The sequence below is a fragment of the Lentzea sp. NPDC004789 genome, assembly GCF_053601075.1.
The window spans coordinates 441,906-459,855 of the sequence record NZ_JBSGBE010000001.1 but is presented as its reverse complement, the minus strand read 5'-3'; the positions used below and the strand labels follow the sequence as shown (position 1 = coordinate 459,855).

Below are 17,950 nucleotides of genomic sequence, written 5' to 3'. Positions count from 1 at the left end.
AGTTCTTTAGGATCGCCAAACGAGTTCAATCCGCTCCGAGTGGAATCCTCGGCGTCCGTTCGCTGGAAAGATCAGGATGGCCGCCAACGCTTCTTCGATGTACGCGCGCTTCTGTGCCAAGGGGTAGTTGGGCCAGTCGGCGCGAATCGTCGCCAGGCTCGTACCCGCCGTAGTCGTCTTCGCTAGCCAGCGTTCGCGGTCGGCGAGTAGTTCGCGCTCCTGCTGCTCAAGCTCGGGCAGCATGGCGAAGTAGCGGTTGGCTGAGATCCGCCGCTCCTTGCGGGCTGCGCTCAGCTCTCGCAGGTCCTCGCGAACCTCGGCAAGCTCGGCCTCCTGCGCCCACGGCTCCGGCGTGCTCTGGGCTTCGCGGCGCTCAGCCTCCAGCTCGTACTTGCGGATCACGGCGGCCGTCACCCACGCATCGGTCTCCTGGCCGGGAATGCTGACGCCCCCGCCGCAACCGCCCTTGTTCCTGGCCTCACAGGTGTAATAGAAGCGGTTGGGGTCCTTCACCCGAGACGCGTGGGCCTTCAACGCCCGGAGCTTCCCGCCGCAGTCTTCCTTGCCGCAGCGAAGCGTGCCGGTGAGCAAGTACGTGCGAGTGTTCTTGCCGCGTCCAGCGATCGCGTGGTTGCCGATCACGGCCGTAACCGCGTCCCACTCATCGACTGTCAGGATCGGCTCGAACTGTCCGATGACAGGCTCTCCCTCGTCGTCGCGAACGATCTCGACGCGGAACGACTCCTTGCCGGTCTGCTGGTTGATCTCGCGCACGTTCCGCGACCGGAACCCGCAGACGCGAGGGTTGCGGAAGACAGTCTTGACCGTCTGGTTCGTCCACGCGTTTCCCAACGGCGTGGTGACACCTCGGTCGTTCCAGTCGTTGACGATGGCCGACATGGGAGCGCCGCGCAGGATCCGCTGTGCGGACTCACGGATCAGCTCGGCCTCGGCCAGGTTCAGCGTCCGCTTGTCCTCGTTCCACCCGAACGGGCGTCGACCACCAGTCGGAATGCCGGCCAGCTCCAACGCCCGGTGCTTGCGGCGCACACGACGGGCCGTGTCGGCGGACTGCTTGTTGTTGGTGGCAACGACGATGCGCGCCACGGTCCGGCCGTTGTCGGTCAGCAAGTCGAGCGTGCCCGTGATGTCCATGATCGGACGCCTGAAGTGCTCGACGACCTCGATGGCGTCTTCAAGGTGCCGGTTGTCGCGGGTGAGTCGATCGATGTCGTAGACGACCAAGCCGTCCAGCCGCTCACCGTCAGGCGTCGTGCCGCGCTTCAGGTCGTTCAACGCGCCTTCGAAGATCGGGCGCACGACGCGGTAGGTGTACGAGCCGTCCGGGAGCTGCACGCGCTTGCGCTTCCACGCGGAGGTGTCCGGCTCGATGTACGTGTGGACGTACTGGCCCTTGCGGGACTCGACGTACGTCCGACAGTCCTTCTCCTGCTCCTCGCGGCCCTTGATGTCCTTGCCGGACAACGGGAAGCTGCGCACGTTCGCCTGCGGGTCGTCGTGGTTCAGCTCGAACGACAGGCGGACGAGACCGGCCAGGTTCAGGCCCTCGAAGTTGCCCCAGTGTGCGCGTTGGACGCGGTCGGATGGATCCATACGCTAGTCATACATCAGACAGTGTGCTGGTCGAGCAGCATGCCGAGCAACAGCGCGAACCGGTCGTTCGCCAGCAGGGCGTCGGCGTCGGGGTTCTGCGCGAGGCAAAGCGTGCGGGTCATGGCGGCAATCCTGGCACGGTCGGCCCGAGCCCACGACTTCGGCATTTTATGATCGAGAAATGAGGGGGAACATTCTGCCTGCACTGCCCGATGTGCGAACCCGCGCCCCGATCGGCACGGTTGTCGTGCTGGCTTGCTGGGTGATTTGCACCGCGCTGTACCACCTGGGGGCCACGGGGTTGTTCCTGGCGGTGCGCCGGGACCCGGAAGCGCTGAAGGCGGGTCAGATCTGGCGGCTGGTCTCGCCGGTCCTGGTGCAGCCCGACTCGTGGTCCGTGGTGATCGGCCTCGGGGTGACCGCGGCACTGGTGGGGACCGTGGCCGAGCGGACGTTCGGCACGGGCAAGTTTCTCGGGCTGTTCGCGCTGGGGGCTCTCGTCGGGCACAGCATCGGGGAGTGGTGGCAGCCGTATTCCGGTGGCATCTCGGTGGCGTTCTGCGGGCCGCTCGGCGCGTTGGCCGTGTACGTGTTGATGACGCGAATTCGGCGGTTCTACCTCACAGCTGCCGTCGTGCTCGTGGGTGCTGTCGTGCTGAGTGCGATCACCGACATTCACGGGCCGCCGATTCTGGCCGGCGCGGTCGTCGGGATCTTCCTGAGCCCTAGGCTCCGGCGACCCTGACCTCGGAGACCACCTGGCGCACCAGCACGCGCAGCGCCTCGCGGTCGACGGTGGCCGGGTCGTCGGCCAGCCAGTCGCCGATCTCGCGCACGAACTGCTCCGGCGTCATCGGCGGGACCTCGAAGTCGAGGTCGTCGTCGCAGGTGACCTCGCCGGCCCGGCTCGGGTAGATGATCAGGGCGCCGCGGATCTCCAGCCACGGCAGAAGCTCGGCGAAGCGTTCCACGCCGTCGAGGAGCTGGGAGCCGCCGCCGCGGAACGGGTGGCCGTTGCGCCAGAGCTCGCCGTCCTCGTCGCAGTAGTAGTGGCCGGGCAGCCACGACTTCGACTCGATCAGGACCAGGCGCCTGCCGCAGAGCAGGGCGTGGTCGATGTCGGTGAAGACGGAGCCGGGCCAGGCGAGGCCGTGGAAGATGCGCACGCCGGGTAGCTGCGTGAGGTACTCGGTCAGCAGTCCGGCGGTCAGCCTTTCGCGTCTGTTTTCACCCGGACGGCCGAAAATCGTGTTCCCGTCGTACTCGCCGGCGAACGCCCGTTCGGCCCGCGCCACCGTCAAATAGCGTCGTACGAGTCGGAACGCCCCGTAACCGGCGCCCGCCACGAGGGGGAGCCAGACGGCCAGCAGCAGCGGGGACAGGGGCATGGCCAACGGGATGAGCAGGACGAACCACCCGCCGATCGCGGCGGCGGCCGGGGCGTGGCCGAGGCCCGTGGCGGGGACGTAGCGGACCCGTGCGCCGAGGTCGATGCGGTGCCACCAGTCCATCGCGCCGAGGTCCACGCGGGGGCGCGGCGCCATGTAGTTCGGGTCGTCGCCGAAGTCGCGCAGCCTGCCCGTGCGGCCCGTTCGGCGAGGTCGCGGGCGTGCCTGCGGGCGCACGACGGGAGGCGGCGGGGCGGCCGGGCGGTCGTAGTCGGCCCGGCGGACCGGGTCCTTCAGCGTCTCGTAGGCCTCCTGGAGCAGGCGGAAGCTGCCAGACGTCCCACCCGCGTCCGGGTGCATGACCTTGGCGAGAGAGCGGTAGGCCGACTTGATCTCCGCGGCGCTGGCGCCCCGGCTCACACCGAGCAACTCGTAGTAGTCGATCCCTGGCACGACACCGTCCAGTCCGAGGTTGGTGCATGAACCTTATTGGGTCCAACACTTTCGCAGGGCATACGGCCCGCGATTGGCGGTCTAGTGTGTTCCTACGCAGTGCGAAGGGGCCTGTAGCGCAGTGGTCGTCGCGCCCTCCTGCACGGGAGGGAACACGCCGGTTCGAATCCGGCCGGTCCCGCAGAGCACCCACCCTCCTCGGCTCTCGCCTTTCCTCCTCCACGTACGGTCGTGGCGCGTTCGCGGTTCAACCATTGACGACAGTGGTCTAGTCCACTTAGCGTGAACGCAGCGCCGCCGCGCCGTCACCCATCGAGGAGACCGCTATGTTCAGGCGCAGACTCGTCGCGGTCGCGACAGCCCTCCTGGCGGCAGCCGCCGTCATCGCGGCACCGGCTTCGCAAGCCGCACCGCAGCCGGACATCGGCGCTGCGGCGATCACCAACCGCGTCGTCGGCTACTTCGTGCAGTGGGGCGTCTACCAGCGCAACTACCACGTCAAGAACATCCGCACCTCCGGTTCGGCCGGCAAGCTGACGCACATCAACTACGCGTTCGGCAACGTCTCCGGCGGCCGTTGCGTCCTCGGCGACACTTACGCGGACTACGACAAGTTCTACGACGCAGCGTCCTCTGTGGACGGTACTTCGGACACCTGGGACACGGGTGCCCTGCGCGGCAACTTCAACCAGTTGCGCAAGCTCAAGAAGCTCAACCCCGGTCTCAAGGTGCTGTTCTCGTTCGGCGGCTGGACCTGGTCGGGCGGCTTCCCGGCGGCCGCGGCGAGCCCGAGCGCGGCGGCGGCGTTCGCGGACTCCTGCTACAAGCTCGTCGAGGACCCGCGCTGGGCGGACGTGTTCGACGGCATCGACATCGACTGGGAGTACCCCAACGCGTGCGGGCTCTCCTGCGACACCAGCGGTTTCAACTCGTTCAAGACGTTGATGCAGGCCGTGCGCGCTCGCTTCGGCAGCGGCAACCTGGTGACCGCGGCGATCACCGCGGACGCCTCGACCGGCGGCAAGATCGACAAGGCGGACTACGCCGGTGCCGCGCAGTACGTGAACTGGTACAACCCGATGACGTACGACTTCTTCGGCGCCTGGGCCGCGCAGGGCCCGACCGCTCCGCACTCGCCGCTGACCAGCTACACCGGCATCCCGCAGCAGGGTTTCAACACCGACGCGGCGATCCAGAAGCTCAAGAGCAAGGGCGTTCCCGCGAACAAGCTGCTGCTGGGCCTCGGTTTCTACGGCCGCGGCTGGACGGGCGTCACCCAGTCCGCGCCCGGCGGCACGGCGACGGGGCCCGCGCCCGGCACCTACGAGCAGGGCATCGAGGACTACAAGGTGCTCAAGGGCCGTTGCCCGGCCAACGGCACCGTCGCCGGCACCGCGTACGCCAAGTGCGGCAGCCAGTGGTGGAGCTACGACACCCCGGCCACGGTCCGCGGCAAGGTCTCGTGGGCGAGCGGGCAGAACCTGGGTGGCGTGTTCTTCTGGGAGCTCTCCGGTGACACCGCCAACGGCGAGCTGATCAGCGCGATCCGTTCCGGCATCGGCTGAGCAGATGAAAAACCCGTGGCCGGACTCCGCGTCCGGCCACGGGTTTCCCGAGGTCAGCAGAAGCTCGACGTGAGGATCACATCCCAGAGGCCGCCGTCCCAGTCGACGTAGGCCACGGCGCAGTTGTCGCCCGGCGAGTAGACCATGTTGCCGTAGTGCCGGCCGGGGGTGGGCGACGTGTGGAAGCGGATGAGCTTGTCCCGGTTCCGGTCCTGCACCGTCAGCTCCAGGTAGGAGGTGCCGCCGGCGAAGCTCGGGGTCTCGACCCAGTTCGTCTTGCACGTGTTGGAGTAGTAGAGGATGAACGTGCCCTTCGAGGTCGACTGCCGGTCGATCTCCGACCGGCCGCCCCCGCAGCCGCTGTCGTACGGGTCCTTGCCGTCGCAGCCGGTGCCGCTGCAGGTCGCCGCGGCCGAGAGCGGAGCCTGCGCCGGAGCGGCGTTCGCGACGGTCGTGACACCGCCGAGCAGCGCGATGGACAGGCCGGCGGTCGCGGCCGCACCGGCCAGCAACTTCTTCCCCATTTGGTGTCTCCCTCAGATGTGAACATCCCCTGCGGCCTGAGTTCCGGTCGCGGAAGAATGCTGGCCACGCCGCCTTGCACGATCCTTGGTGAAAGCTAGGACGACCTTGGATCGGGTACTGCCCCGAAGACGCCGGTCGCGCAACTCGGCGATCGAGTTGCCGACCCGGCCGGCCTGCCGCAGTCTTCCGCGCATGGCGACCTGTGACGTCTGTGGCAACGAGTACTGGATGGCCTTCGAGGTGCGCACCGTCGGCGGCGGGGTGCACACGTTCGACAGCTTCGAGTGCGCGATCCAGCGCCTCGCGCCGCGCTGCGAGCACTGCGACTGCCGTGTGATCGGGCACGGCGTCGAGGTGGAGGGCCGCTTCTTCTGCTGCGCTCACTGCGCGCGCTCGGCGTCGGCCGACCTGGGCGCGATGATCCGCGACACGGTCGGGGCCCACCCCGGCTGACGAGGCTACGTTGGTCTCATGGACTTCAAGGGACCGTTCGCCCGCAACATGAACAAGTGGGTGGTCGGGCTGCGCAACGCGCCGCTGGTGGGCAAGTTCGTGCGCAAGGGGATCACCGTCGTGTCCTACACGGGACGGCGTTCGGGCCGCACGTTCTCCACGCCGGTCGGTTACCGGCGCAACGGCGATGTAGTCGACATCCAGGTGATGCTGCCGGACGACAAGACGTGGTGGCGCAACTTCAGCGGTGAGGGCGGCCCGCTCACCCTCGAACTCGATGGCGTGCAACGGACCGGGCACGCGACATCGCACCGTGACGACAAGGGCGGTGTCACGGTGCGAGTGCAACTCTAGGTGGCCGATGGGCGGCTGGGCGAAGTAGCGTCGGCACGTGCCGGAAGACGGAGAGATCATCGCCGGGCGGTACCGGCTGCTGTCGCCGATCGGGCGAGGGTCCATGGGGGTGGTCTGGCAGGCACGCGACGAGGAGCTCGACCGCGTGATCGCGGTGAAGCTGCTCAACGCGGACCGGCGCGCCCCGGACGCGGTGGCGCGGATGCTGCGCGAGGGCCGGCTCGCGGCGCGGCTGCGTCACCCGCACGCGATCAGGGTGTTCGACGTCGTCGAGCACGACGGTGAGCCCTGTCTGGTGCAGGAGTACCTGCCGTCCCGCAGCCTCGCGGCGCTGATCGCCGAACGCGGCGCGCTACCGCCGAACGTGGTCGCGGACGTGGGCAGGCAGATCGCCGCCGCTCTGGCGGCCGCGCACGCCGACGGCATCGTGCACCGGGACATCTCGACGTCCAACGTCCTGATCGCCGAGGACGGCATCGCGAAGATCACCGACTTCGGCATCGCCCGCGCGGTCGGCGAGGGCACGGTGACCGATGCCCGCGTGATCGTCGGTACCCCGGCTTTCCTCGCACCGGAGGTGGCCGCGGGTGAACCGGCGACGTTCGCCTCTGACGTGTTCTCCCTGGGTGCGACCCTCTACGCGGCGCTGGAGGGCACGCCGCCGTTCGGGGTGGACGAGAACCCCTACGCACTGCTGCAGCGCGTGGTTCGGGCGGAGGTCACGCCGCCGCGAACGGGTGGCCCGCTCGGCGAGGTCCTGCTCCGCATCCTGCGCCGTGACGTGGCCGAACGCCCGACGATGGAGGAGGCGCACCGGCTGCTCAGCGCGACCGCGGAGGGACTGCCCCTGCCCGCGCCGCGCCCGGTGCCGGAGGAAGCGGCCGAGAAGAGCGGGACGCTGCTGCTTCCCGTGCGCCGCCGGAGGGCGCGCCGGGCGATCGCGATGGTGGTCGGCGCGGCCGTCCTCGTCGGCGCCGGCGTGGTGATCGGCACCATCGTGCGGGGTGACCGGGGCGGCAACGCCCAGGCCGCCTCCACCACGACCACGACCACGACAGCGCCCGCGGCGGCCGTCTGCGATGCCCGGTACGAGGTGACCAACTCGTGGCCGGGCGGCTATCAGGCCGAGGTGACGGTGCGCAACACCGGCGCGCGCGACCTCAGCGGGTGGACCGTCACTGGGCAGTTGCCCGCGGGCCACACCATCGGCAACCTGTGGAACGGCGTCCTGACGCAGAAGGCGACCGCGGTGACCGTCACCAACGCCGGCTTCAACGCCGTGCTCCCCGCCGGCGGAACCACCACGTTCGGTTTCGTCGCCGCCGGCCCCGAACCCGCCCGCCCGGCCATGAGCTGCTCCACCGCCAACTGAGTCCCTCACGGCGCCGGGACGATGACGACCTTGCCCAGCACGGTCCGCGACTCGGCCAGTGCCAGCGCGGCGGCCGCTTCGGGCAACGGGACGCGCGCGGCGATCTGCGGCGTCAGCGCTCCTGAGGCGACCAGTCGCAGCACCTGCGTGAGGTCGTCGCGAAGCCGCGCGCGGAACGCGGCGGGCCGGAACCGCTTGCCCGCCCAGAAGTTGTAGAAGCCCGCGCGCCTGCCGTTGGGCAGCACGTTCCACAGCAGCAGGCGCCCGAACAGCTTCAGCACCGGCAGCATCGCGTTGCCCGGCTCGTCCTTCGTCGCGGCCGTGCCGTAGTTGACCAGCACGCCGCCGCGGCGCAGCAGTTTCCACGACTCCCGCAGACCCTCGCCGCCGACGTGGTCGAACACCGCGTCGACACCGTTGGGCGCGAGTTCTCGGATCCGGTCGTACATCTGCGGGTCGCGGTAGTCGACGGGAACCGCGCCGAGCTCGCGCACCGCGTCGTGGTGACGGGCCGAGGCCGTGCCGATCACCGTCATGCCCGCGTGCCTGGCCAGCTGCACCAGCGTCGAGCCGACGCCGCCGTTCGCACCCAGCACGACGATCGTGTCGCCACGCTTGACCCTCGCGGTGCGGTACATCATCTGCCACGCCGTGACGCCGTTGACCGCAACGGTTTCCGCGGCGGCGGCCTCGACCCCGTCCGGCACCGGCACCAGATCCGCCGCCGCGACGACGAGGTGGCTGGCCCACGCGCCGACCTTGGTGACCGCGGCGAACCGGTGCTGCTTCAGCGCGGGGTCCACGCCGGGACCGACGGCGACGACCGTGCCCACCACGTCGTAACCCGGCACGAACGGGAACGGCGGCTGGTCGAAGTACTTGCCCAGGCGCATCTGCTGCTCGGCGAACGAGACGCCGGTGGCGTCCATGCGCAGGACGACCTGGCCCTCGCCCGGCGCGGGCAGGTCGCGGACCCGCACCCGCAGGCCGTCCGGCTCGACGACACCAGGCAGGACGACCTCGGTGGCGGTGGTGGCGTTCATCTGCTTGCTCCTCAGGTCTCGCTCGTGCTGACAGCCGTAAGCTAACGCCCGTAAGTCTATGAACGCAAGACCTAACACCGATAAGCTTTCACGTGTATGGTTACGCCTGTGACGACCACCGAGCCGCGCAAGCGCAACCGCCGGGGCGAAGGCGGCAGGCTGCGAGAAGAGATCATCGCCGCGGCCGTGGCGCTCCTGGACGAGGGCGGCGACGAACGCGCGGTCACGCTGCGCGCGGTCGCCCGCAAGGCGGGCATCGCCGCGCCGTCGATCTACGCGCACTTCCCGGACCAGCCGTCGATCATGCTGGCGGTCGTCCAGCGGGAGATGGACCGGCTCGCGGTCGTCCTGCGCGAAGCCGATGAGCACGCAGGCCCGGACGCGCGCACGCGGCTCTTCGCCGTGTGCAACGCCTACCTGGACCTCGCCAGGCAGCACCCGCAGCGCTACCGGATCATGTTCGGCGGCCTGTGGACGCCGTCGGTGGACGACACCTCGATCTCCGACGCGGATCTCGACTCACTGGGCGCCGAGGCCCTCACGCTGCTCGCCGACGTGCTCGGAGCGTGTGTGGCACAAGGGATCGCGTACGCCAGCGACGACCTCTACGGCGACGCGGTCGCGTTGTGGCTGGGGCTGCACGGCCTTGCGCACCAACGGGCCGTGGTGCGCAAGATGCCGGGACCGGCCGATGTCGCGGAACGGCTGATCACCGCGCTGGCGCACCTGAAGTGAACGGACCCCGGATCTACTCGATGACCAGCACCAGCTTGCCGTCCCGGAAGAACGGCGTGAGGTTCCCGCGAGTGTCGACGGTGTGCACCCCACGCGGTAAAACGGCCTCTATGGCCGTGAACGCGAGGATGTCCGACACGCCGTGACGGCCGCGCAAGGACCGTTGGCCCTGGAACCGCAGAGCGCGCCCCTCGCGGCGGTACTGGTGAGCCTCAGCAGCAACGGCGGCGCCTGCGCGAAGCGCCTCCGGTCCTACCAGGCGTCCTGACGAGGCGCCGCGCACCGCTACCCCGAAGCCCTGTTCCACCAGCGTGTTCACCACTGCGTCGGACGGCGGCACCGGTACCAGGAAGGACATCGCGTGGTGCGACTCGACCTCGTGCACCACGACCGTCCTGGCCGTGGTGAGCAGCGTGTCGTGCAGCTCCAGTGCGATCTTCTCCGCTTCCCAGCGGTTCTCGTGCCCGGCGTCGACGCCGATGAAGGTGCTGGTCACCTGACCTCCACGAAGATCGGGTTGGTGTAGCACCACAGGTCCTCCCACGGGTTCGCGGCTCCCGGAGTGTCCGCCTGCGGTTCGAACGCGCCGCGGTTGCCGTCGGTTCCGCGCAATCGGAGGTAAAAAGGCTCTCGGACGTTGCGGAACGTGTGCGTGAAGACCGCATAGTGCCAGCGCGGCTCGTAGGATCGCTCGACCTTCACATGTGGCGTGGACAACGTTTCGGATGACGTTAGACCGGTTACCGCACCCTTGATGAGGTCCAGACGGCGCAACCGCGGGATGAGGCCCGCGCTGTTCGGGCGGGTCGCCAGACGTACCTTGACCTGCACAGTCACGTCGGATCCGCGCCGCACGCGGAGCCGTTCGCCGAGCGTGGCGCAGCCGCCGGTGCCGTAGATCGAGAACTGCAGGTCGTCGACCAGCCCGCCGTGCGAAACCCAGGCCCGGCCGGCCCGCAGGCCCTCCATGACCGCGCCGCGCGTCCGGCGGGTCGCGCCCACGACGGTGCGCGAGAACTCGCACGGGAAGAAGTCGACGTACGGCGGCGACACCTGCGCGGGACCGCTGTCGATCGGGTCGAGGTGCTTGCCGGTGAGGTCGAACTGGTTGCCCGGTTCCGGCACGCGGACGATCGTGTCGCGCGAGTTGAAGTGCGAGTCGGAGTTCGACGTGATCCACCAGCCGAGGCCCTCGGCGAGCAGCGAGTCCCAGACACCGCCGAGCTTCGCGGTCATCCAGTCGAAGCCGCCGTAGGTCAGGTAGCCCTCGGGCGGGTACGGCGCGTAGGAGTTCGAACCTGGGCTGTTCGCGTAACCGCCGCGGTGGCCGCCGGGGCCGCGCACCGGGTCGCCGTCGCCCTGCGCACCGGGCGCGCCCTCCATGCCGACCACGATGTCCGGAGCCAGGTCGCGCATGTTGCGCAGCTCGTGGGGAGCCACGCGGCCGTTGCGCATCGGGTGGTTCACGAACACCAGCGCGGACTTCATGGTGCCGTTGCGGATCTTCGTCTGGAGCCAGCGGATCGCGTCGAGCGCCTTCTGCTCGTTGGCGGGGCTGGAGGCCTCCTGGCCGTTCAACCGCCAGTCGAACTGCCGCTCGAAGTCCCGCAGCACGCCGGCCTCGTCGCGGCAGTCCTCGAAGAAGAGGGTCGCGTGCTCGGCGCCGGGGACGTTCCACTCCATGCCGTGCCACAGCAGCAGCTGCGGGAACTTCCGCTGTGCCCGCTGGATGTCCGCGGCCGTCGCCTCGACGGAGTGCGCCTCGTGCGAGGCGTGGCCGTGGTCGGTGATCACGAGCCAGTCCGTGCCGTGCCGCAACGCGCCGCGGATCTGCTGCTCGATCGTGTACATGCCGTCGTACGAGTACTGCGTGTGCGTGTGGTGGTCGCCGGAAAGCCAGTGGTAGCGCGAGGATGCCGACGCACGACCGGTGCCCAGCACTCCCGCCACGCCCAGCACACTCGCGCCTTGCAGAAACCGCCTGCGGGCAACTTCGGACACGGCTGATCCTCCACGCGACTCGTCGGGTCCGTGGAGGCTAGGCCGATCGGGTGAGACCCAGGTGGCCGTGGCATGGCCGCTGGGCGAACAACGTCAGAGCGGCAGCAGGTGGAGCCAGTCGAGGAACGGCAGCGCTCCCGTGGCCTGCAACGCGGCAAGCCCGAGCCACACCGACAGGATCGTCACGATCGGGCCGACGATGGCCATCTCGACCACGCCGCCGGTCTTCATCCGCATGATCTTCGGCGGCGCCACCGGGAACCACGTCTTGCCCATGATCGGCACCGGCCAGAGCATCGGGCAGCCCTGTTCGGTGATCGCGTCACCGACGTAGTGCGCCACGCACCCGACCCCGACCGCGATTCCGCACGCCGCGGCCGAAGCGTTCGTCTGCGCGGTCCACGCGATCATCGCCCACGTCACGCCCGCGGACACGACGGTGATCATCAGCGCGTCCTGCTTGGGGTTCCAGTCGTTCATGATCCCGCGCACCGCGAGGCCCGCGAACACGAACATGAGCACCGGCAGCGCCCACTTCTGGCTGTTCTGCACGACCGCGGTGGTGAACACGGCCGCGAACGCCGCGAAGACGAGAGTGTGCGTCAGTCCGCGATGTCCGCCGTCTCGCTTGGAGTCCTTCTTCGTCTTCGTCGTCCGGTAGACGAAGCCGCTGACCGCGTTGATGCCCGCGGACAGGCCGCCGCTCAGTGCTCCGAACGTGCGCGAGATGGTCGAACCGGGGTGGTCGAGGTCCGGCAGAAGTGCCGCCCCAGTGGCGAGAACTGCTCCTACCGCCCAGCTCTGCGGCGAAAGGTGGCCGATCGGGTGATTCGACGCGAGGGCGGTGACGGCGCTCCAGGCGAGCAGCCCGCTCATCGCATGTGTTGGCCCAGTTGACACTTACGCCCCTTCTGGTGATCACCCGACAGTGAAAACAGTAGCCGCAGGTATCAGGTGCCCGAGCCGGAACTCCATATGTCCGGACAACTGATTCCTGATGAATGGAGCACGGACATGCCGCAGGTTTGGCTCATCACCGGCAGTTCCCGCGGGCTCGGTCGCAAGACCGCGGAGGCCGTTCTCGCCGCCGGGCACCAGCTCGTCGCCACCGCGCGCAACCCGCGCGATCTCGACGACCTCGTTGCTCAACACGGCGACCGGGTCAGATCTGTTGCACTCGACGTGCGTGACGCCGCACAAGCGCGAGAGGCCGTGCAGACCGCGGTGCGGGAGTTCGGCCGGCTCGACGTCGTCGTGAACAACGCGGGCGCCGGTCGCGTGACGTCGATCGAGGAGTGCTCCGAGGCCGACTTCCGCGACCAGCTGGAGATCAACCTCTGGGGTGTCGTCAACGTCACCAAGGCCGCCCTGCCCGTGCTTCGCGCGCAGCGGTCCGGGCACTTCGTGCAGGTCGGCTCGACCGCGGGGCACATGGCGTTCGGCGGCGGGCTCGCGCCGTACGTGATGGCCAAGTTCGCGCTGCGCGGCTTCACGGAGTCGCTGGCCGCGGAGTGCGCGGCGTTCGGGGTGAAGGCGACGATCGTCGAGCTCGGCGGCTTCCAGACCGACTGGACCGGCCCCTCTCTGGTGGTGACCGAGCCGGGGGAGGACTACGTTCCGTCTGTCGGGGCAATGCTCGACATGATGCGCGGCGCGCACGGCCACATGCCTGGTGATCCGGCCAAGGCCGCGCGGGTCGTGCTCGACGTGGTAGCCATGGACGAGCCACCACTGAGTCTGCTGCTCGGCGGCGACGCGGTGGACATGGTGCGCCTGGCGGACCAGGCACGGAACGCGGAAATCGACAAGTGGGAGCACGTGAGCCGTTCGACGGACTTCGACCCGGCCGACGCTGAATCGGTGTAACCAGGGTCGCAGGCACACCCGAGCGGTTTACCAGTACGCTTGTCTTGCTTGCATCGTCGCGAGAGGAGCGCCCGGAGTTATGGGCAAGATCAAGGTTCAGGGCACCGTCGTCGAGCTCGACGGCGACGAGATGACCCGGATCATCTGGCAGTTCATCAAGGACAAGCTGATCCACCCGTACCTGGACGTCACTCTGGAGTACTACGACCTGGGCATCGAGCACCGGGACGCCACGGACGACCAGGTCACCATCGACGCCGCCAACGCCATCAAGAAGCACGGCGTCGGCGTCAAGTGCGCCACGATCACGCCCGACGAGGCGCGCGTCGAGGAGTTCGGCCTGAAGAAGATGTGGGTCTCGCCGAACGGCACGATCCGCAACATCCTCGGTGGTGTCGTCTTCCGCGAGCCGATCATCATCTCGAACGTCCCGCGTCTGGTCCCCGGCTGGACCAAGCCGATCATCATCGGCCGTCACGCGCACGGCGACCAGTACAAGGCCACCAACTTCAAGGTGCCCGGCGCCGGCAAGCTGACGATCACCTTCCAGCCCGAGGACGGCTCGGAGCCGATCGAGCACGTCGTCACCGAGTTCCCGGCGGAGGGCGGTGTGGCGATGGGCATGTACAACTACAACAAGTCCATCGAGGACTTCGCCCGCGCCTCGTTCTCCTACGGCCTGCAGCGGGGCTACCCCGTCTACATGTCCACGAAGAACACGATCCTGAAGGCCTACGACGGTGCCTTCAAGGACATCTTCCAGCGCGTGTTCGACGAGGAGTTCAAGGCGGAGTTCGACGCCAAGGGCCTCACCTACGAGCACCGCCTCATCGACGACATGGTCGCCGCGGCCATGAAGTGGGAGGGCGGCTACGTCTGGGCGTGCAAGAACTACGACGGTGACGTCCAGTCCGACACGGTCGCGCAGGGCTTCGGCTCGCTCGGCCTGATGACGTCGGTCCTGATGACGCCGGACGGCAAGACCGTCGAGGCCGAGGCCGCGCACGGCACCGTGACGCGTCACTTCCGCCAGCACCAGGCCGGCAAGCCGACCTCCACGAACCCCATCGCGTCGATCTTCGCGTGGACCCGTGGCCTCATGCACCGCGGCAAGCTGGACAACACCCCCGAGGTGATCCGCTTCGCCGAGGCGCTCGAGTCGGTCGTCATCGAGACGGTCGAGGCCGGTCAGATGACCAAGGACCTGGCGCTGCTGATCAGCCCGGACCAGGAGTGGCTGACCACCGAGGACTTCCTCGCCGCGCTGGACGAGAACCTCAAGAAGAAGATGGCGTCGTTCTGATCGCCTGATTCGAGTACGTCAGAAGGCCACCCCGGTCACGCCGGGGTGGCCTTTCTCGTCGCGGCGTCACCCGACCGGTTCCTCTTGCGGGTGGTTGCCGCGCCGAGCGGTCCTTTCGCGCCTTTCAGCCGCTATATCTGCTGGTCCAGGCAGTGCGGGGTTCGGAGGCGGCGATGTTGGGTGTACCGGTCAGGGGATTGATCGTGATTGGCGTGCTCGGGGTCGCCGGGGTGATGTACTTCGCGAACGGCGGCAAGCCGATGGGCAGCGACAAGGGCGGGCAGGTCTGCAAGGTCACGGTGACCGCGGACATCCTCAACGTCCGGTCCGGTCCCGGTGACATGCAGCCGATCGTCTCGACGATGCAGCGCGACGCCGTCGCGGACGCCCAGCCGCGGGTCGAGAACGGGTACCGGATGCTGAGCGACCGCCGCTGGGTGAGCACCCAGTTCGTCGCGTTGACCAGCGATTCCAACTGCACCTGAGGACTCTCCGGAAGTTCGAGGTGTTTCCTGGTCCGGAAGGCCCTTTCCAGGCCGGGTGGACCTTCATAGGATTGACCTGGCTGGACTAGGCAGGACGGCCCAGAACGCGCCGCCACGTGTTCGAACTGCGTTGCGGCGAAGGGGCGTGTCCGGTGGCGGTCACGAGTTCCGCGGTGTCCGACCGCAAGCGTGAGCTGATGGCTCTGCGGCGTGCGCTGGAGGAGGCGGCCGCCGGGGTGCCCTCGGTCGTGTGCGTCGAGGGTCGGGTGGGCCTGGGCAAGACGTCCGTGCTGGCCGAGACCGTGCGGATGGCCCGTGAGCTCGGCTTCGCGATCTTCCGGGCGCAGTGCTCCGCGTCGGAGTCGGCGTTCCGGTTCGGCGTGGTCGCGCAGCTCTTCGAGAGCGAGGCCGACGAGGTCCTCGGCACCGACGCCGACCAACCGGTGCTGCACCGGCTGCACCGCCTGGTCCGCGACGTGTCGGCCGGGTCGCCGGTGCTGCTGGCGGTGGACGACGTCGAGCAGGCCGACCTGCCGTCGCTGAACTTCCTCGCCTACCTGCGCAGACGGCTGGGCGAGCTGCCCGTGGCCGTGGTCGTCACGCGCGGGCTCGCGCTCGACGCGACACCGTTGCTGCGCGAGGTGGTCGGTGACGCGCGCCGGGTCCGGCTCGCCGGTCTCGACCAGCAGGCGTGCGGGCGGTTCCTGCGGACGCTCTTCGCCGACGGGGTCACCGACGAGGTGGTCGCCGACTGGCGGGTGGCGACCGGCGGCAACCCGTACCTCCTCGGGCTGCGTGCTCGCGACCTGGGCGAACGGGCCGGCGAACTTCTCGCGCGGCTCGCGCAGGCCGGGCCGCGGGTGGTGGCGCTGGCACGGGCGTTCGCGGTGCTCGGCGAGGCGGACCTGGCGCTGGCGGGAGCCGCGGCCGGGCTGGGACCGCGTGAGGCCGTGGACGCGGCACGGGCGTTGAGCGGCTTGGGTTTCGCGGGCGTGCCGATGGTGCTGACGACGCTGGCGCAGAGCACCACCGCGCTGGACCGGGCGGCGATCCACGCCCGTGCCGCGCGGTTCCGGTACGACGACCAGGCGCCGGTCGACGACGTGGCGGCACACCTGCTGGAGGCCGCGCCGATCGGCGCGGACTGGGTGCGGGACGTGCTGCGCGCCGCCGCTCGTCAGTCCACTTCGGACAGAGCGATCGCCTGTCTGCGCAGGCTTCTGCGCGAACCGCTGCCGGACGACCTGCGCGGTGAGGTGCTGGTCGAGCTGAGCGAGGCGCAGTCGCTGGTCGACCCCGGCGCGGCGCTGGCGTCGTTGACCAAGGCGGCATCCGCGTCGATGGACGTGCTGGCCGAGGGACGGATGGCGTTGCTGCTCGCCTACGACCTGGCCGGGCGGCGGAGGTACCCCGACGCGGTGGCGAAGGTCGAGTCGGTGATCGCGCGGGTGTCCGGTGTGGACGCGGACCTGGCTCAACGGCTGGACCTGTACGCGTTGTCGCTCGGCACGGAGGAGTCGTTCTTCTCCGGTGAGGTCGAGACGCGGATCGCGAGGTTGAGCGGCGCACGCATGACGTCCGCGCGCAACGAGCGGTTCCTCAACGCGTTGCTGGCCTTCCGGGGTGCCACGATCGGCGTGAACCCCGGCGAGACCCGCCGCCGGGTGCAGTCGTCGTTGCCGTTGCACATCGGGCGCGATCTCATCGACCAGTTCTCGTTCGCGCACCTGATCGTGGCGTTGATCGGCATCGACGAGTACGAGCAGGCGGACCGGCAGTGCGAGGAGGCGCTGCGCGTGACGGCCGAACGCGACCTGGCCGTGTGCGCGGCTTCGGTGCAGGCGCTGCGGTGTCACGTGGCGCGCCGGCTGGGCTCGCTGCCGGACGCGGAACGGCTCGGCATGACGTCGCTGGAGAAGCTGGACGCGTTGGGCGCCAACCAGGACGGCAACGTGGTGATAGCGGTGGCCGGCCTCGTCGGCGTGTGGGTGGACACCGGTGACGTGGGGTCGGCGCTGCGGCTCGTGCGGGAACGCGAGCTGGACGGCGACCTGCCCGAATACACCCATTACCACGCACTGCTGCACCAGCGCGGTCGCCTGCACATGGCTCTGGGCGACCCCGCTTCCGCGCTGCGCGACCACCTCGACTGCGGTCGCCGCATGGAACGCCGTGGCGCCCGTAACCCGTCATTGCAACCGTGGCGTACGCACGCGGCGTTGGCGCACATGGCGTTGGGGGAGAGGGATCATGCCGTGCGCCTTGCCGCACAGGAGCTGGAACTGGCGCGCGACTGGGGCCTCGCCGTGCCGGTCGGGGTGGCTCTGCGGGTTTCCGGTGTCGTGACGGGGAACGCGGCCCTGCTGGAGGAGGCCGTCTCGGCGTTGCGCCCCACTTCGGCGCGGCTGGAGCTCGCGCGGGCGTTGGTCGACCTGGGTGTCGCGCTGCGGCTCGACGGCCGTGGCCCGGAGGCGCTGGCGGCGTTGCGGCAGGGCCACGACCTGGCGAAGAGGTGCGGTGCGATCCCGTTGATGGGAGCAGCGGCACGGGAGCTGCGCTTGGCGGGAGGCCGTCCGGCCCGCACGCCGACCGGTTCGGTGCTGACCGCGCAGGAGGACCACGTCGTGCGCAGGGCCGTGCTCGGCCTGACCAACCGGCAAATCGCGGCGGAGTTGTTCGTGACGCCACGAGCCGTTGAACTGCATCTGACGCGTGCGTATCGAAAACTGGGAATTTCCGGCCGCCGCGACCTGGCGGCGGCATTGGAAAAGGCCGGCGCGTGAGGGCGGCGCC

General features: G+C 69.2%; 17 protein-coding genes and 1 tRNA gene. 11 read left to right on the top strand and 7 right to left on the bottom strand.

Translation table 11 applies throughout. From position 1 onward, the window contains the following. Positions 1-6: 6 nt before the first annotated feature. Positions 7-1,500 (bottom strand): recombinase family protein, encoded by a 1,494-nt coding sequence (locus tag ACWEIJ_RS02235; protein WP_449835383.1) that lies wholly within the window; start codon positions 1,498-1,500, stop codon positions 7-9. A gap of 295 nt (positions 1,501-1,795) precedes the next feature. On the opposite strand from ACWEIJ_RS02235, the gene ACWEIJ_RS02230 reads away from it, so the two are divergent. Further along, positions 1,796-2,359, top strand: coding sequence for a rhomboid family intramembrane serine protease (locus tag ACWEIJ_RS02230; protein ID WP_449835382.1), 564 nt, complete (start codon positions 1,796-1,798; stop codon positions 2,357-2,359). On the opposite strand, the gene ACWEIJ_RS02225 is transcribed toward ACWEIJ_RS02230, so the two are convergent. Continuing rightward, on the bottom strand, positions 2,340-3,455 hold the full coding sequence (locus tag ACWEIJ_RS02225; protein ID WP_449835381.1) for a J domain-containing protein: 1,116 nt from the start codon (positions 3,453-3,455) through the stop codon (positions 2,340-2,342). The two genes, ACWEIJ_RS02230 and ACWEIJ_RS02225, sit on opposite strands and share 20 nt — an antisense overlap. Positions 3,456-3,561: 106 nt before the next feature. Here ACWEIJ_RS02225 and ACWEIJ_RS02220 point away from each other — a divergent pair. Both ACWEIJ_RS02220 and ACWEIJ_RS02215 read left to right on the top strand, forming a co-directional pair. Continuing rightward, positions 3,562-3,636, top strand: a tRNA-OTHER gene (locus ACWEIJ_RS02220). 145 nt (positions 3,637-3,781) lie between these two features. Next, positions 3,782-5,020, top strand: a complete 1,239-nt coding sequence (locus ACWEIJ_RS02215; protein WP_449835380.1) for a glycoside hydrolase family 18 protein — start codon at positions 3,782-3,784, stop codon at positions 5,018-5,020. A gap of 53 nt (positions 5,021-5,073) precedes the next feature. Here ACWEIJ_RS02215 and ACWEIJ_RS02210 read toward each other — a convergent pair whose 3' ends face one another. Beyond that, positions 5,074-5,544 carry a DUF2690 domain-containing protein gene (locus tag ACWEIJ_RS02210; RefSeq protein WP_449835379.1) on the bottom strand — a complete coding sequence of 157 codons (471 nt, stop codon included), beginning with the start codon at positions 5,542-5,544 and terminating at the stop codon, positions 5,074-5,076. A 193-nt stretch (positions 5,545-5,737) separates the two neighbouring features. On the opposite strand from ACWEIJ_RS02210, the gene ACWEIJ_RS02205 reads away from it, so the two are divergent. Genes ACWEIJ_RS02205 through ACWEIJ_RS02195 form a run of 3 tightly spaced genes read left to right on the top strand, consistent with a single transcriptional unit; the run spans position 5,738 to position 7,724 of the window. Continuing rightward, complete coding sequence (locus tag ACWEIJ_RS02205; protein WP_355434319.1) at positions 5,738-5,998, top strand: Prokaryotic metallothionein; 261 nt, start codon at positions 5,738-5,740, stop codon at positions 5,996-5,998. An 18-nt stretch (positions 5,999-6,016) separates the two neighbouring features. After that, positions 6,017-6,352 (top strand): hypothetical protein, encoded by a 336-nt coding sequence (locus ACWEIJ_RS02200; RefSeq protein WP_449835378.1) that lies wholly within the window; start codon positions 6,017-6,019, stop codon positions 6,350-6,352. A 37-nt stretch (positions 6,353-6,389) separates the two neighbouring features. Next, entirely contained in the window at positions 6,390-7,724 is a 1,335-nt protein-coding gene (locus ACWEIJ_RS02195) for a protein kinase domain-containing protein (RefSeq protein ID WP_449835377.1), read from the top strand. Between the two features lie 5 nt (positions 7,725-7,729). Here ACWEIJ_RS02195 and ACWEIJ_RS02190 read toward each other — a convergent pair whose 3' ends face one another. Beyond that, the gene (locus ACWEIJ_RS02190) at positions 7,730-8,767 is read right to left on the bottom strand and encodes a medium chain dehydrogenase/reductase family protein (RefSeq protein WP_449835376.1); all 1,038 of its coding nucleotides are present in this window, start codon (positions 8,765-8,767) and stop codon (positions 7,730-7,732) included. Between the two features lie 108 nt (positions 8,768-8,875). On the opposite strand from ACWEIJ_RS02190, the gene ACWEIJ_RS02185 reads away from it, so the two are divergent. Continuing rightward, the gene (locus ACWEIJ_RS02185; protein ID WP_449835375.1) at positions 8,876-9,502 is read left to right on the top strand and encodes a TetR/AcrR family transcriptional regulator; all 627 of its coding nucleotides are present in this window, start codon (positions 8,876-8,878) and stop codon (positions 9,500-9,502) included. 13 nt (positions 9,503-9,515) lie between these two features. On the opposite strand, the gene ACWEIJ_RS02180 is transcribed toward ACWEIJ_RS02185, so the two are convergent. From ACWEIJ_RS02180 to ACWEIJ_RS02170, 3 genes are all read right to left on the bottom strand, one after another. Next, positions 9,516-9,998 (bottom strand): hypothetical protein, encoded by a 483-nt coding sequence (locus ACWEIJ_RS02180; protein WP_449835374.1) that lies wholly within the window; start codon positions 9,996-9,998, stop codon positions 9,516-9,518. Continuing rightward, positions 9,995-11,503, bottom strand: coding sequence for a PHP domain-containing protein (locus tag ACWEIJ_RS02175; RefSeq protein WP_449835373.1), 1,509 nt, complete (start codon positions 11,501-11,503; stop codon positions 9,995-9,997). The genes ACWEIJ_RS02180 and ACWEIJ_RS02175 overlap by 4 nt, the downstream gene beginning before the upstream one ends. Before the next feature lie 93 nt (positions 11,504-11,596). Beyond that, complete coding sequence (locus ACWEIJ_RS02170) at positions 11,597-12,403, bottom strand: metal-dependent hydrolase (protein ID WP_449835372.1); 807 nt, start codon at positions 12,401-12,403, stop codon at positions 11,597-11,599. 114 nt (positions 12,404-12,517) lie between these two features. Between ACWEIJ_RS02170 and ACWEIJ_RS02165 the strand changes: the two genes are divergently transcribed. The 4 genes from ACWEIJ_RS02165 (at position 12,518) to ACWEIJ_RS02150 (ending at position 17,940) form a co-directional block, all read left to right on the top strand. Beyond that, positions 12,518-13,369 carry an SDR family NAD(P)-dependent oxidoreductase gene (locus tag ACWEIJ_RS02165; protein WP_449835371.1) on the top strand — a complete coding sequence of 284 codons (852 nt, stop codon included), beginning with the start codon at positions 12,518-12,520 and terminating at the stop codon, positions 13,367-13,369. 79 nt (positions 13,370-13,448) lie between these two features. Further along, positions 13,449-14,672 carry an NADP-dependent isocitrate dehydrogenase gene (locus ACWEIJ_RS02160; protein WP_449835370.1) on the top strand — a complete coding sequence of 408 codons (1,224 nt, stop codon included), beginning with the start codon at positions 13,449-13,451 and terminating at the stop codon, positions 14,670-14,672. Positions 14,673-14,875: 203 nt separating this feature from the next. Beyond that, positions 14,876-15,157: an SH3 domain-containing protein gene (locus ACWEIJ_RS02155; protein WP_449835369.1), complete on the top strand. Its 282-nt coding sequence runs from the start codon at positions 14,876-14,878 to the stop codon at positions 15,155-15,157. A gap of 152 nt (positions 15,158-15,309) precedes the next feature. Continuing rightward, positions 15,310-17,940 (top strand): AAA family ATPase, encoded by a 2,631-nt coding sequence (locus ACWEIJ_RS02150; protein WP_449835368.1) that lies wholly within the window; start codon positions 15,310-15,312, stop codon positions 17,938-17,940. Positions 17,941-17,950 lie beyond the last annotated feature (10 nt).

Excerpts from the sequence above, each read along its gene's own strand:
- ACWEIJ_RS02230 (WP_449835382.1), top strand. The coding sequence starts at position 1,796 with ATGAGGGGGAACATTCTGCCTGCACTGCCCGATGTGCGAACCCGCGCC.
- ACWEIJ_RS02215 (WP_449835380.1), top strand. The coding sequence starts at position 3,782 with ATGTTCAGGCGCAGACTCGTCGCGGTCGCGACAGCCCTCCTGGCGGCA.
- ACWEIJ_RS02210 (WP_449835379.1), bottom strand. The coding sequence starts at position 5,544 with ATGGGGAAGAAGTTGCTGGCCGGTGCGGCCGCGACCGCCGGCCTGTCC.
- ACWEIJ_RS02205 (WP_355434319.1), top strand. The coding sequence starts at position 5,738 with ATGGCGACCTGTGACGTCTGTGGCAACGAGTACTGGATGGCCTTCGAG.
- ACWEIJ_RS02200 (WP_449835378.1), top strand. The coding sequence starts at position 6,017 with ATGGACTTCAAGGGACCGTTCGCCCGCAACATGAACAAGTGGGTGGTC.
- ACWEIJ_RS02190 (WP_449835376.1), bottom strand. The coding sequence starts at position 8,767 with ATGAACGCCACCACCGCCACCGAGGTCGTCCTGCCTGGTGTCGTCGAG.
- ACWEIJ_RS02165 (WP_449835371.1), top strand. The coding sequence starts at position 12,518 with ATGCCGCAGGTTTGGCTCATCACCGGCAGTTCCCGCGGGCTCGGTCGC.
- ACWEIJ_RS02160 (WP_449835370.1), top strand. The coding sequence starts at position 13,449 with ATGGGCAAGATCAAGGTTCAGGGCACCGTCGTCGAGCTCGACGGCGAC.